Consider the following 14,733-nt stretch of genomic DNA (forward strand, 5'->3'; position numbering starts at 1 on the left):
GGCGAGGAATTAGAACCGGAGGATTAATGACAACTTCAAAACGCTGCTTAGTTACGGGTGCGGCCGGCTTTATCGGCAGCCACCTCTGCGATCGCCTCCTGGCTCTAGGTCACTCTGTAACTGGCTTGGACAGCTTGATTACAGGTCGCACAGCCAACTTAGCAACAGCCAAAACCTACGGCGACTTTACCTTTCTCGAACAAGATTTAGCCGACATCGCTCCCTCTACCCTAGAAGGCATCGACTGGGTATTTCACTTAGCGGGATTGGCCGATTTAGTACCGTCCATTGAGGACCCCGGCAAATACTACCACGCCAACGTCCAAAGCACCTTTGCCTTGTTAGAAGCCTGCCGCAGCGCCCGAGTCCAGCGCTTCATTTACACTGCTTCCTCGACTTGCTACGGCATCCCGGACCAGTACCCCACCCCGGAAACTTATCCCTGTTCTCCCGAACACCCCTACGCTCTCACTAAGTATCTAGGAGAGCAACTCGTGCTTCACTGGGCGAAGGTCTACAAACTGCCGGCCCTATCCCTGCGGCTGTTTAACGTCTACGGCCCGCGTTCTAGAACTACTGGGGCTTACGGCGCTGTTTTTGGTGTCTTTTTAGCTCAGAAATTATCGGGAAAACCTTTTACTTTGGTCGGAGACGGCACCCAAACCAGGGACTTTACCTTTGTCAGCGACGTTGTAGAAGGCTTTGTGAAAGCTGCGGAGTCAGATTTGGCGGGTGAAATCATCAATATTTGCTCCGGCCAGCCTCAAAGCGTCCTGACTTTAGTGGAACTATTAGGAGGGCCAATCGTCCACATCCCCAAGCGTCCCGGAGAACCTGACTGTACCTGGGGAGACATTACTAAAGCGAAAACCCTACTGAAATGGCAGCCACAGGTTTCTTTTCCAGAGGGGGTATCGCAAATGCTGGCAAATATCGATCTGTGGCGAGAGGCCCCGGTGTGGACGCCTGATTCGATTCAGCAAGCAACAAAGGAATGGTTTGAGTGTTTGGGACAAAAATAATGTCTGTGGCTCGAGAAACTCCGCCGCCAATGATGATTCAGGTTTCCAAGGCGTTTATTTATCAGGGGCCTCGCCTGCTGCTGCAACTGCGAGACAACAAACCTGATATTTATTACCCCAATTATTGGGGGCTGTTTGGGGGGGCTGTAGACCCCGGAGAAACTCCCATTCAAGCGATCGCGCGGGAACTTGAAGAAGAAATAGGCTGGACGCCGCCCGAATTCAAGTTCTTGCTGACGTGGGAAGAGTCCGACCCCCCTTGCGTCACCTATATCTACGGTGCGCCTCTGACAACAGCCGCCAGCCAGCTACAATTAACCGAAGGTCAAGCACTCGGGCTGTTTACCTTTGAGGAGTTGGCTCAGTTGCCTACAGTTCCTCACATCCAGCACAATTTGCCAAAAGTTGTTGATGCTATCGCCTCCCCTGAACTCACAGCAGCTTGGCAGGCTTTTTCCAAGTGAGTTCCGCCCCGTTCTATTTTGCAATATCCAGATTCTGTACCTATGCAAACACTACCGTCGCAACTTGCTTTTGCTACTGATTATTTCCGCCAGTTGGCGAGTCTGAGCGAAACTTTCGAGGTCAGCGATCGCCAATCTCAACCTCTGTCTTTTGATGAAGGCATTAGTCGGGCTGCTGCCTTAGTGCGGCAGCAAACCCAACAGCAAAAAAAGGTAATTTTTATTGGCAATGGCGGCAGTGCAGCAGTTGCCAGCCACCAGGCGATCGACTACTGGCGCAACGGGGGTTTTCCGGCGATCGCTTTTAACGACGGAGCCCTCCTCACCTGCATCAGCAATGATTTTGGCTACGAACAAGTTTTTAGCAAGCCGATCGCTACCTTTGCTCAGCCGGGAGATATCGTCTTTGCCATTAGCAGTTCTGGACAATCTGCTAATATCCTCGCAGGCGCAAATCAAGCGAATCAAATGGGCTGTTACGTAATTACGCTCTCGGCTTTCAAGCCAGATAATCCCCTGCGCCAATTAGGCAACCTCAATTTCTACGTCCCTACAATGGCTTACGGGTTTGCTGAAATTACCCACCTCTGCATTTGTCACTGTATCTTGGACGGCTTAATGAAAGGTGCTCTGCCTGAAGCCGATCTGGTACAGGAAACTGCGACCCCAGCGTGAAAATGCTGTGTAGGTAGGGCTTCTTGCTAACTTAGTTGTGTTTGTAGGCCTGTTCGCGCTTGGCATACGAGTCGAAGAGTTGGGAATGCGGGGGTTGGGGATTGAGCAAAGTAGATAGAATTTTTTGTCTAGTCCCCGATCGCCTCAGCTTAAGAAAAAATCTCTCGTTTAGACGCAAAATGAGGTAAAATACTGCGGAGATTGGCAGTAAAGAAAGTAAGACGAAAATCCAGAATTTATTGTCCGGTTCGTGTTCTGACAGTTGGCCAAGCAGTTGCTAGAGGGAAGCATAAATATGAAATGCAAAATTTGTGAAGCGGAATCCTTTTACTTTGCCCGGGCAAAAGTTTTAAACAAATATGATGTGTCTTATTTTCAATGTACCAATTGCAGGTTTGTTCAAACAGAAGATCCTTACTGGCTGGAAGAAGCTTATGCTAGCCCTATAGCCCACAGCGATGCGGGTTTAGTGTTTAGAAACTATATGCTATCGAGAGTAGCGAGCAATATAATTGCCAAACTATTTAACCCGGAGGCAAATTTCCTAGACTGCGGCGGGGGGTACGGCTTATTTGTCCGGCTGATGAGAGACATCAACTATAAGTTTTTCTGGCAAGACAAGTATTGCGAAAATATATTTGCCCAAGGGTTTGAAGCTAATTTACAAGAGGGAGAAACTTATGAAGTAGCAACTTCCTTTGAAGTATTCGAGCATTTTGTCAATCCTATTGTTGAAATTAGCGAGATATTAAAGTATTCAAAAAACATCTTATTTAGCACGGAATTGCTGCCGGACAGCGACCCAAAACCAGAAGAGTGGTGGTACTATGCGCCTCACGAAGGGCAGCACATCTCTTTTTACACTCCCAAATCACTTTGTATTTTAGCAGAAAGGTTGGGCTTAAACCTGTACTCAAATGGTTCGTCGCTGCACCTGCTGACAGAAAGTAATATACCGGAAGCACTGTTTGAAAGATTATCTTATTATGACTCGCTAGGACTGAAAGACTTTTTATTGGTATCGAGAGATTACCTGCAAACTATTGAAAAAGTTGACTCAGAACAGTACAAAGTAAAATTGCGCGAGACAGAGGCAGAATTAGGGCGAACGCAAGCGCAACTGCACGACACATACGCGCAATGGGTACAATCTCAAGCGCAACTGCACGCAACTCAAACAGAGTTAGGACAAGCTCAAGGGCAACTGCACGAGAAAGAGGCACAATTGGTACAATCTCAAGTGCAACTGCACGCGGCTCAAACAGAAATAGGGCGATCGCAAGCGCAACTGCACGAGAAAGAGTCAGAATTGGTACAATTTCAAGCGCAACTGTACCAGACTCAGGAGGAAGTGGAGCGATCGCAGGCGCGGCTGCATCAAAATGAGGCCAAAGTGGCACAGTCGCAAGCGCAACAGCACCAGATGCAGGAGGACTTTGAGCGCACTCACGCAGAATTGCAGCAACGCCAGGAAGAATTGGAGGTATTGCAGGGGCAACTGCAGGCCGCCGAGCTAGAGGCGGCCAACTTCCAGAAGCAACAGCACCAGATGCAGGGGGACTTTGAGCGCACTCAGGCAGAATTGCAGCAACGCCAGGAAGAATTGGAGGTATTGCAGGGGCAACTGCAGGCCGCCGAGCTAGAGGCGGTCAACTTCCAGGCGCAACAGCACCAGATGCAGGGGGACTTTGAGCGCACTCAGGCAGAATTGCAGCAACGCTTGGGAGAATTCGAGGTATTGCAGGGGCAACTGCACGGTGCGGAAGCCGAGCTGGTAAACTTGCGATCGCAGGAGTACCGCACTCAAGAGGAACTGTCTCAAGCTATGTCTGCTGCACACTGTACTCAGCAGGAAATGAAGCAGTGGCAGTCTCAGTACCACGCGGTTTTTGCAGAACTCGAGCAATCTCAGTCTCAATTGCACCAGCTTCAGGAACAGTTAGACCGCTCTCAAGCTCAAGGGGAGCGGGTTCACTGGGAATTGCAGCGAGCTGAATATCAACAAGCTGTTGCTAATCAGGCAAATGGAAACGGTCAAATGCGTTACAGACTATTAGTGTGGGAGGGATGGTATGCCTATCGCAGCGGCGATTTGAAAAAAATGCGGGAGTGCTTGCAGGAATCTTTGAAATTTACGTCTTTACCGCGAACTGAAACAGTAAGTAACTGGTTAGAGAGTTTTAGCACTTTCTCCTCGGAGAAAGGTGGGCAGCTTGACAGCCATGCCTTGACGAACTCAGAAGAGTGGAAACAATTGATGCGCCGCCTCCTTACCAAGGCAAACTCATCTAAAATTTGAATATCTGTCGTGCAAGTCTCCGGGAAAGTTGGATTCTCAATCAACCGCTTTCTCGCTCTTGCAGGAAAAGAAATTAAATGTGCAAGTTCTAGTATCCGGTTCACACATTGCTGCAATCTTTTTTATAAGTTGAGGCAAAGATGAAAATACCTATCTGGGAAGTGAAAAACTAAAGATGACAGAGTGGAAGAATACGTTTGTTTTTCAAGGAAAAGAGTTATCCTATAATAGAATCCAATTTAACAATCCATCAGAGAGAGCAGTTGAGGTGGCGATCGCCTTTGACTTTCTGGCAAATCTCGACAGTAAAAAACGGATTCTAGAAGTAGGCCATGTACTTTCTCATTATGAAAACACCCTCAGCGACTATCTAGGAATTAAGTCAAGACAAATCATAGATAAATTTGAAAGAGATGTCGGGGTAGATAATCAAGACTTAATCAGCTTTTTATCGCCTGAGAAATACGACGCTATAGTGTCAGTTTCTACTGTCGAACATATAGGACAGGGAGCTGAGCCGTCGGGTCATTACGGGCAGTCGGTAGAGTCCCGCGACCTGGAAGAACCGCTAAAAGCAATTGCCAAAATATACGACCTGCTTGCTACAGAGGGTAAAGCTTTGATTACAGTGCCTTTTGGCAAACTCACGGATGCAGGATGGTTTATTCAGTGCAGTCAAGAGTATTTGGCTCTTTTAGTCGAAAAATATGGCATTCCCCAAACAGCTATATCAATTAGCTTTTTAAAGCTAATAAATATAGAAACAACAAGCAGCAGCCCCCGCATGGTTTGGGGGCAATCAAATGCTGTCGAACTTAGCAGTGTCGAATACAATTTACCTTGGCCTTGTGCTAACGCGATCGCTGTTATACAGCTTTCTAAGGTGTCAGCCGATTTTCACTTAAACTTAAATACAGAGCCTACCCCTCTATTTTACGAAATGCTTTATCAGGAACAGCAAGAATTAGAGAAATCTCAGCCCGAAATCCAAACAGCAGGAGAATTAGAACAGTCCCCTGACTTTATTTTCCTGGTTTCAACGCTTGCTGCTCAACTTCACACTTCCTCAGAAGAGTTAGAGGAATCTCACGCTTTTGTACAATTGATGCAAGGGAAAATTGAGCAATTGCAGGGAGTGCAAGAGCAACTAAGCCAAACTCAGGAGGAATTGAAGCGGATTCAAACTTTGATGCAGGAAGTTCAGGCAGAAAAAGATTGGCTGCAATCCAAATATCTGGCTGTGAGACAGATGGCACAACAGCTTCAAAAGGAGCTGGAGCAAGCTCTGGCTCGGCAAAGATAGAATTTTAAGCAACCGCTGCGGCTGTTGACTTGCATACCGCAAGACCGCACTTGATCGTGAGTGAGTTAAATTATGAATAACGGGAGATATGTTATGAACAAGGAAACATTAAACTCTAATTTTGGAGTTAATATAGGCGGTTTTGTCAAAGGTGAGTTTGGGCTTGGGGAAGGTGTCAGAGCGAATATTAGATCCATCAAAGCTGCGGGGATTCCCTACACAGTTAATAGCCTGAATGTCCAGTGGCACCGGAACTTAGATACCAGCCACAAAGAGGAAGATTTTGCGGCTGAAAACCCCTATGCAATTAATTTGGTCAACGTGAATGCCGAGTCCCTGGGTACATTTATTGATGCTTTTGGTAAAAGTTATTTTCAAAATCACTACAATATTGGATGTTGGGCTTGGGAACTGCCGACATTTCCTCCAGAGTGGCGGTTTGCTTTCGATTTCTTTGACGAGATATGGACTTACAGCAATCACTCGGCAGAAGCGATCGCAGCGGTGTCGCCTATCCCCGTGATCAAGATCATGCCTAGCCTCGATCTGCCCCAGCCTTCTTTGGGAAAAGAAGCTTTAGGTTTGCCTACAGATAAGTTTATTTTTCTTTTTATGTTTGACTCTCTGAGCACCTTTGAAAGAAAAAATCCCGAAGGAGTAGTTCAGGCATTTATCCAAGCTTTCGGCGAGTCAAATAACGATGTTTGGCTGGTCATAAAGTTTTCTAACTCGGAGCACTATCCTCACCAGCGAGATAAATTTAAGGAGTTAGTGGCAAACTATCCGTCAGTTCACCTGATAGAGGGGCATTTGATGAAGGAAGAGGTGAATGCCTTAATTTACAATTCTGACTGCTATGTATCGCTGCATCGGGCTGAAGGTTTCGGGCTGACAATGGCTGAAGCTATGTTTTACGGCAAGCCAGTAATCGCCACGGCTTACTCGTCTAATATGGAATTTATGAATGTCGGCAATAGTTTTTTAGTTAAATACGATTTGGTGACGCTTGTAGAAGAGCAGGGGCCTTACAAAAGAGGGAACACTTGGGCGGAAGCTGATATCGAACACGCTGCTGCTCTCATGTATTACGTCTTTCACAATTATCCGCAAGCCCAGGAAGTAGGCGCAAGAGCAGCTAGGGAGTTGAAGTCTTTATTGAGTCCGCAGGCGATCGGCAAAAAGGTTAGAAGTCGGGTAGAACATATTATGAATATGTGGACAACGAACAACTTTTATAGAGCCAAAGATTACTTTCAAGCTCAAGCAAATTACTTTGAATCCCAAGCTCAAGCTTGGAAGAATACAGCACAGCAAGTGCAGGTGGAATTAGAGCAATGCCTGAAGCTTGCTTCCCGCCAGCCTAAGATTAAATAATTAATATCAATCTTGCTTGAACTGTCAAGAGGTAGATAACTGGCTCATCCCCTTTCTTGTAACTGTTTTATGATTTTCAGAGCTTCCTGATAAACTACTTTCCAATCACAATCATAATTGCGATTAGGAGGATGAAAGGTACTCGCCTCATCATCAACAATATACTCCAAAGATATAAAGACTGGCGGCACAATGTTTTCTCGACTCTCTATCCAATATCTTTGAGCAGTGCTAGCACAAGCCTCCCTGTTTCCATGTATCACCCCTGGTTTGTTAGCAATCCATGATATAAAGGTAAGCCCGGATCCTCCCGGTGCAATAAACAGATCCATAGCTTGATCCCAAACAATAGTTTCATAAATCATGCAACCTATGGCGCTATCTATATAGATATCAGGCGGAATAAGATTGCGGATTTGGTCAACAAGTGCGTTCTCGCTTTCAATCATCTTTTCCAAATCCCACGTATTATCGGTTTTCTGCACGTCCTTATTAAGTTCTTCTCTTTCTGGACGTGAAAATCCCTCAAATACAACACCCATATTCGGAAAATCTGGATAGAGGCTTGTGATAATGTTAGCAATTCCTTCTACTTGAGACAGCCAGACTCTATTGTGCGTGCGCAGTTGAAAACAAATTAGGGGGAAATGTTTCTTGCTTCTGTCAATCTCTTCTAAAAAAGTTTTAGAGCATTTCTTGCGGTAAGCTTCAGAGATTCTTGTTGCCAATCCCTGAGTGATAAAATAGCCAGTTGCTCTCAGAGCAAAATAGTTTTTTTCTAAGATTGTTTTAAAGACAGTCAAATTGTCGGGTATTTGGACAATCTTCTCGCGAGGAATTTCGGCAAAAAGATCGGCAAATTTTAAATATTCATGAGGTCCAATTAAGAATTTGCTGATTCTGTTCAAGATTCCATTATCATATAAGTATTGAAGTCCCGTAACATCATTCCACAAGTAATGCCCCAGGTTTGGGTAAAAACCTTGAGTTGCCACCAGTTCTTTGGGTGCATTTGATGATATATAACGCTTAAAATCCTGCCAATAACTAACAGTGTAACTTTTAAATCGATTAATCTCAGCTACAATATGTGGGTCTTTTATGTGATAAATAATTAAGTTTAAACGAGGTAAGTAAATACAAACTTTACATCCTAAATTGTGTCCTATTAATAAATAAAATACTTCACATCCTACAAACCTATAAAAAAGCATTTGAAGCCAACTAACACTATGAAATGACTCTTGAGACCTCATAACTTTACCAGTTGTGGGGCAGACTGAATAAATATAGCCAGTTTCTACAATACTTTTACTACAAGCATAGTTTTTCAATGCTTGCCATACAGTTGGAGCTTCGCCTTCTACTTGTTTTGAAAGCTGGTGTTTTGAGCGACAGCTAAAACTATTAATATAAATTTCTTCTAGAAAAATATCATCTTTGAAAATCAACTCCAAATTTGCTAATGACAAGCCAGAATCCCGAAGAAACTTTTTGTCGTTTTCAGTTAAAGAGCAGAGGATAATCTCTCGATATTGGCTATTTTTATCAAAATATTGGTAGGCAGATTGCTGATTGAGTTCGGTTGAGTAATCAGGAAAATTCTCATCAAGCCTAATGGGTATTTGATTCAATCCGTTCCATATATTTTCGTAGATGGCTTCCTCCCTAAGCTTGATCTGGGGTGATTTTTGGAAGTAGGATATTGCTTCATCCAGCATTCCTTGCTTTGCTAGTAATGTGGCCATCATGTAATGAGTGCTAGCAGACAGGTAGACATCTGCCGTGTCGGACTGTTGACTGACTTGGCTGAGAGCTTCCCCTAAGCTGTGGTAAAATTCTGCTGAGCTTGGATTGAGTTCAATCGCCTTCCGAAAACAAGTAATAGCCTCTTCCCAATTGCCCTTTTGGGCGAAAGCTTCCCCCAAACAGCGGCACAACTCGTCAGAGTCAGGATTTAATTCAACTGCACGGCGGTAAGCCGCGATCGCTTCTTGGAAACATCTTGAAACGGTTGAATCGACTAACAGGAATATAAATTCCGATGATTGCCGAATTTGAGCTGGGCATTGCTGTCGGGTGAGTGTGCCATGACGGAGAGAATTGAAGAAGCCGTTTCTGCCCTCTACATCGATCGCCCGTTTCAGATAGGTGCGGTACAATTCCTCTACAAAATCTTCGTCGCTGAGGTGAGAAGTTGCCAGCAAAAAGGCGGAGTCGCTGAGGTGAAGTGGCTCAGTTGAAAAGTCGTTGCTCTGACCTGGTTGAGCGAGCAGTTCCACTAACCAGTTATATAATTGTACAGATTCAGGATTCAGCTCGCTTGCCAAGCTATCGAAGGTTTTTCCTAACTGGTGATGGCATTCAAAAGAGTCTGGGTTGAGTTCAACAGCACGCCGATAATTGACCAGTGCTTCCTCCCATTGATTCTGGGAAACTAAGGTATTCCCTAACTGCAAGTACAATTCAAAGTTATCTGGCGATAAATTCATGAGATGAGCATACTTTTGTAGAAAATTCCGCCCCATCCTAGAACCACTGTAAATGTCATCAGGATCTACCAGTTGGGCAAAGCGAGACTGCAACAGCTCATCCTCTTCTGTGTAGTTGATTTTCCCTTCCAGTCGCTCCAACATTTCCCAAACTAAGTCGTTGATCTCCTCTGGAGTATTATCGACAACTTTAACGCCTATAGAATCAAAGTAGTCAACATTTTCAGTGACTATATAAGCAGGAGAAAGCATTTCGGTAAATGTTAGATAGCGCTGCTCATTCTCAGACCAGTAAAGTTTAGGAATAAAGATATCTTGACTAAAGTGCTGTCGAAACTGTATTGATGCCCAGTTTGTTAGAACGCAGGGGACACCAAAGGTAGGGGGGACAACGCTAGGACCTGAAGGCGTACCGATAAAAAAGCGACACTTAGCCCACAGAAAGACATCCATCCAATCACTTTTTGCGTCGCTGTGAGCATAGTCAATTACTTGCGGCATGGGCGGTAGAGGCTTCATCTTGCGATCGCCCATACGGATTACCCATCCTCCTCGTTCCAAAATCGATTGGATTGCTAGGAAGTAACTTTCAATATGAGCGTTGCGTCCCGATCGAGTTGCCCCGTCCCACTGTCCGTTAACATAGCCCGTGTCTCGAACGTGCAGGCTGACAAACCAAGCATCCTTTGGTACGCCAAGTTGCTCCAAACAAGACCAACCACGCTCTTCATCCGAATCGGACAAAGTGTGCAGGTGTGGTCGCTTCTCAGCTTCCCATTGTTTTTGAACCTTCATCACAGCTTCATATAAAGGCAGAGTCTCTCCGTTACTAAGACTAATCATATTGATGTGGTCTGCCAGATATTTTGTTAATGGGGACAAAAGCTGGATCTGTGCTGGTGGAATCACCACAGGGAAATAACGATACCAGTAGTTCAGGTAACAAGGGTTAGCACTCTGAAATGGGGGCGCCAACAAAATAGTTTGGTGTGCTGGCAACCAGCCAAGGATTTTCATTTTCACATAGTAATCAAGTAAACCTAGGTGACCAATAGCACCAGTCCACTCTTGTGTAAGAATTCGTATACCTAACTTATCAAATTGATATGTTTTTGCAAGTTCATTTTGAACTTCCCCAGACCTGATTAGCAATTTGACAGCCCAATCATATTTTCCATAAACATAAAAGTGGCTGCTAATTAAATGGTAGATTTGCAGCGAGTCTGGTTTGATATCGAGTTCAGCCTGCCGATCGAGCGCCTTCTCCAAGTTATGATAATATCTATCATAGCTGCTGTCCAGAGCAATAGCACGGCGGTATGCGCCGATCGCTTCTTCTAAGCAAAATGAAATAATGGGAATGATGTAAAAAGGTGTAAATTCTGATGATTTTCTGATATTAACGAGTGAGTGATGGCGTGTGAAGTGGCCATTACTGATATATTGGAGGAAGTAGTTTTTGCCTCCCATATCTGGTTCACGTTTCAGATAAGTGCGATAAACTTCTTCGATGAATTGTTCATCATTTAGTTGTGAGGTTGCTTGCAAAAAAAATTCGTCATTAAATCGGTATAGTTCATTTAAATAGTCGTTGTCTTGACCTTTATGAGAAAAAACTTCTCCTAACCTTGAATATGACGAGAAAGATTCTTGGTTCAGTGCCATCGCCAATTGATAAAATGTTTCTCCTAAACTATTGTGCAATTCATGAAAGTTAGGGTTAAATTCTATCGCCCTACTGTAGGCGAGAATTGCTTCATCAAGCTTGCCCTGTGAACCTAAAGCTTCCGCCAAACAGCGGTAAGACTCGTCAGATTCAGGATTTAGTTCAACTACAAGGCGGTAAGCCGCGATCGCTTCTTGGAAACATCTTGAAGCGGTTGAATCGACTAGTAGGGATATAAATTCCGATGATTGACGAATTTGAGCTGGGCATTGCTGTCGGGTGAGCTTGCCATGACGGATAGAATTGAAGAAGCCGTTTTTGCCCTCTACATCGACCGCCCGTTTCAGGTAGGTGCGGTACAGTTCTTCTACAAAATCTTCGTCGCTGATGTGGGAAGTCGCTGACAAAAAAAGTTGGTCGTTGAGGTCGTACAACTCAGTTAAGGAATCATTAGTATTAGCTTGTTGAGGGAGGATTTCCCAGAGTCTTTGATAAGAATATAAATTTTCTGGGGTCAACTCCACGCCCAGCCGATAAAAAGTTTGCCCTAAATCCTGGTAAAATTCATAACAATTTGGATCGAGCTCAATACTGCGGCGGTAAGCAGCGATCGCTTTATCAAGCTGACCGAGTTGTGCTAAGGCTTTTCCTAATTTGCGGTGGCTTCCTGCTTCGCTGGGATCAATTTCAACAGCCTTCTGGAAACTGACAATTGCTTCATCCAAATGTCCCTGCTGAACCAAAGCTTCTCCCAATTTGCGGTGAAGTTCTGCCGAATTGCGGTTAATCTCCGCAGCACGGCTGTGGTGAGTGAATGCCTCGTCCCACTCGCCCTTTTGGATTAAGGCTTCCCCCAAGTTTTGGTGGACCAGTTCGATCGCTTTTCTATATGCCTCGATCGCTTCCTGTAATTTGCCTTCTTGTTTAAATAAGTCGCCGCTTTCTAAATAAGTGGCCGCCTCGTCTAGATTCATGGAACCTCTTTTATTTTTACTGGTTGATTATAGCACTGGTTAGCTACTTTTGGCTAAGGTATTCGAGAAAATTATTAGCAATCACTGCCCAGTCAAACTTTTGTTCAACATATTGTCTAGCATTCTCAATCCTGCTGCTTGTGACGGAAATATCTTCCTCTTTCAGACTGGAGATTGCCTCATAAAAATGCTCGATTTCGGCTATAATGCAGTGCTTTCCCTCCTCAAGACCCAAACCCCTCGCTCCGAAAGGAGTAGTAATAATCGGAATCCCGGCTGCCAAGTAATCCAGCATCTTCAAGTTAGTCCCCGACCCCGATACCACTGGATTCAATGCCGCGTCAGCTACTCCCAAAACAACATTTTTGATCTCATCATTCACCAATCCCATAAAGCTAACATTCACAGGAAGCTGTTCTCCAGAAAAAGCCCAACAAACATTGCCTACAATTAAGAAATTCACCTCCGGCAGTCTCGCGGACGCATTCAATATATAGCGGACAGCCTCCACATTCGGAGCGTGCCAACTGCCAATAAATAACGCTGTAAAACTTCCGTCCAAGCCGAGCTGTTTTTTATGAAAAATCCGCTTGGCTGGCGAAACATAGCTAACCGAATCTAAATCTACTCCATTAGGAACTTCAACAAACTTATTTAAGTCAGTGCCGTAGATTTGGTTCAGCCGCACAGCATCATTGTAGCAGCATACCACAATTAAATCGCTAACTTGGCAGCAGTCACTTTCAACTTTGCGAGCGGCTTCTAAAAGTTCGCCTCCTTTTTCATAAGCTGCAAAAATATTCTTCTTGACATCCACTTGCACGTCATGGGCTTCATACCAAATAGGGCGATCGCATACTTCTTGAATTGCGGGCAAAAGATAGGAATTGCAAGCCACAATCAAATCTGAAGCACTTGCTGCTTTCCTGAGAGCTTCCACATAAGCAGGTGTCAAGCGGTATAGCTGAGGCATAACTACATCGGTAATTTGCAGTACCCCTGTCCTCGACCTGATAGATGCTTCTGCTTCTAAATGCTGCCGTGATTGGGGGATTCTGGTTTCCCAAACTCCGGGAGCAATTTCGCCTTGAAATGCCTCTCCACTATCAGTAAACGTGACTAATTCAACGTCAAATTTCTTAGCCAAATGCCGATAAAGGTGAAATACTCGACTTTGACCACCGCCACTAGGGGGGAAAATTGGATAAGTCAAAGCTACAGTAATTTTCTGGCGTTTTTGTACTGCTGTATTCGCGGTGTAGCGAACAGTCTCGCCCAGCAAGCGGGCAACAGCATTTTCCCAGGTAATGTCCTCAACCAATTTCTTGCCGGCCGTTCCCATCCGCTGTGCTGTATCGGGATATTCGCACAAATAATCAATACGTTCAGCAATTGTTTTGGGGTCTAGCGGCACTGAATATCCCGTTTCTCCATTGCGGACAAACTCGTTCGGTCCCCCTGAATCAACAGCAGTAATCACAGGCTTTCCGCTCATCATTGCCTCTACGGTAATTAATCCGTAATCTTCGTCGTAGGGAATGTAAAGCACAGCAAAAGCATCAGCATACAGTTCTTCAAGTTCGCGATCGTTAACAAAACCCAGAAAAATAATTCTCGGATCGCCGCCAGCCAGTTCTTTTAGATAATTCAGTTCATCGCCTGTGCCAGCAATTTTAAATTTAATATCGGTTTTGACATATTTCATCGCTTCTATTAAAACACCGATGCGCTTGCTGCCAAACTCCAAGCGACTTGCTGTAAATAGATAATCATTTTTGCCTGCACGCAGATTTTTGAGGATGGGAGGCGGGTAAATAGTTTCAACTCGACAGCCTGCTGGAAAATAATCTTTGCGGTTAGCAACGTTGTTGGCGATCGCGGCATATTTCTTGACAGCACTCGGTGCCAAGCCGATACTGTCTAAGTAATGAACTATCTCGCGGATTAGCGGGCCTGGAAACTGGAAAGCATCGGCTGGCAAATACTCCCGACAAGAACGAAGCTGATTGATTTTTTGATAAAATTCGCTGAGTGAATCCCTGGAACCAGTGTTTTTTTGCATGAATTTCTGCAAGGCAGAAATTTCCAAATTATCTGTCGCGTAGGTTTCTGGCCAGCTTGCAGGATAAGTGTCGTACAAGCCCCGCAACTTGTGCAGCATATAGCATATGTGGTTGGGATGCTGAACCATCCAAGACGGGTATTTGCCAGAAATAACTAAATCAAAGTGACCCAGATCCAATTGCGAAAAATGCCAATAATTATCTATAAGTTCGTGGAAATTGCTTTCAGGGCTTGGCAATTTGATTAAATCGGCTTGGTGGGGAGTATGTTGATTAATGTGGTGCAGGAGTCCCCACCAAAGATTTTCAGCACCGCCAATCCGAAACGGGACAGCACTAGGGGCAAGAATAGCAATTTTCATAATTATTAACCTATCTGTGTGATGCGAGAGGATTTTTCA

At 44.7% G+C, this 14,733-nt stretch carries 8 protein-coding genes; 6 read left to right on the forward strand and 2 right to left on the reverse strand.

The features are described from left to right. The first annotated feature begins 26 nt into the window (after nucleotides 1–26). From QUB63_RS01995 to QUB63_RS02020, 6 genes are all read left to right on the forward strand, one after another. Nucleotides 27–1,022 (forward strand): SDR family oxidoreductase, encoded by a 996-nt coding sequence (locus tag QUB63_RS01995; protein WP_190656445.1) that lies wholly within the window; start codon nucleotides 27–29, stop codon nucleotides 1,020–1,022. Continuing rightward, entirely contained in the window at nucleotides 1,022–1,486 is a 465-nt protein-coding gene (locus tag QUB63_RS02000) for an NUDIX hydrolase (protein WP_332943093.1), read from the forward strand. The genes QUB63_RS01995 and QUB63_RS02000 overlap by 1 nt, the downstream gene beginning before the upstream one ends. 42 nt (nucleotides 1,487–1,528) lie before the next feature. Next, nucleotides 1,529–2,161, forward strand: coding sequence for an SIS domain-containing protein (locus QUB63_RS02005; RefSeq protein ID WP_332943094.1), 633 nt, complete (start codon nucleotides 1,529–1,531; stop codon nucleotides 2,159–2,161). A gap of 364 nt (nucleotides 2,162–2,525) precedes the next feature. Further along, nucleotides 2,526–4,460, forward strand: coding sequence for a methyltransferase domain-containing protein (locus tag QUB63_RS02010; protein ID WP_332943095.1), 1,935 nt, complete (start codon nucleotides 2,526–2,528; stop codon nucleotides 4,458–4,460). A 175-nt stretch (nucleotides 4,461–4,635) separates the two neighbouring features. Continuing rightward, entirely contained in the window at nucleotides 4,636–5,763 is a 1,128-nt protein-coding gene (locus tag QUB63_RS02015; RefSeq protein WP_332943096.1) for a hypothetical protein, read from the forward strand. Nucleotides 5,764–5,856: 93 nt separating this feature from the next. Continuing rightward, nucleotides 5,857–7,137, forward strand: coding sequence for a glycosyltransferase (locus QUB63_RS02020; RefSeq protein WP_332943097.1), 1,281 nt, complete (start codon nucleotides 5,857–5,859; stop codon nucleotides 7,135–7,137). Between the two features lie 44 nt (nucleotides 7,138–7,181). Here the strand turns inward: QUB63_RS02020 and QUB63_RS02025 are convergent, their stop codons facing one another. Together QUB63_RS02025 and QUB63_RS02030 are read right to left on the reverse strand one after the other, a co-directional pair. Next, nucleotides 7,182–12,269 (reverse strand): tetratricopeptide repeat protein, encoded by a 5,088-nt coding sequence (locus QUB63_RS02025; protein ID WP_332943098.1) that lies wholly within the window; start codon nucleotides 12,267–12,269, stop codon nucleotides 7,182–7,184. 43 nt (nucleotides 12,270–12,312) lie between these two features. Further along, complete coding sequence (locus QUB63_RS02030; RefSeq protein ID WP_332943099.1) at nucleotides 12,313–14,694, reverse strand: glycosyltransferase family 4 protein; 2,382 nt, start codon at nucleotides 14,692–14,694, stop codon at nucleotides 12,313–12,315. Nucleotides 14,695–14,733: the final 39 nt, after the last annotated feature.

The sequence above is a fragment of the Microcoleus sp. ARI1-B5 genome (assembly GCF_036705795.1).
Lineage (GTDB): Bacteria > Cyanobacteriota > Cyanobacteriia > Cyanobacteriales > Microcoleaceae > Microcoleus.